The sequence below is a fragment of the Enterococcus spodopteracolus genome (assembly GCF_030441955.1).
Lineage (GTDB): Bacteria > Bacillota > Bacilli > Lactobacillales > Enterococcaceae > Enterococcus_B > Enterococcus_B spodopteracolus.
Genome location: NZ_JARJHD010000115.1, coordinates 1 through 435 on the forward strand (window position 1 = coordinate 1; position 435 = coordinate 435).

General features: G+C 56.8%; 1 protein-coding gene. It reads right to left on the reverse strand.

Annotated elements, in window-relative coordinates:
- Window positions 1–85: 85 nt before the first annotated feature.
- Window positions 86–435, reverse strand: a 350-nt coding sequence (locus P3R27_RS14825; protein WP_438839302.1) for a phage tail protein, incomplete at its 5' end; no start/stop codon positions are given.

A 435-nucleotide genomic window follows, 5' to 3' on the forward strand; every position in this document is an offset into this window, starting at 1 on the left:
GTCAGGTCGATTTCCCAGAGCACCACGCTGGCCGACTGCTCCGCACGGGTGCATTCATTCAGTGTTTCCTGCCGGATATCCTGCATCAGTTCACCACCTGTTCAAACTCTGCGCTGAACTCAACACGCAGCATACTGACCCGCGACGACCATTTTGCGCAGGTCACCTTTATCTGCCGCCACTCATAAGGCGGCGTCCACAGAAAGGATTTCCAGCCCCCGTGCTCTTCCAGAAACGACTCCAGTACCGTGGCCTCCTCACGGGGGACAGAAAGCGTCACGCTGTACGTTTTCAGGTTGGCATTCAGCCCGGCAGGCGCTCGCTGAGAATAGCCATCACCAAAGCGCACCTTTCTTACAGAAGGGACCGAAGCCACATCCATACCGGGTTTCACTTTCCAGCGGAAGGTCTTCATCGTCCACCTCCGGAGAACAG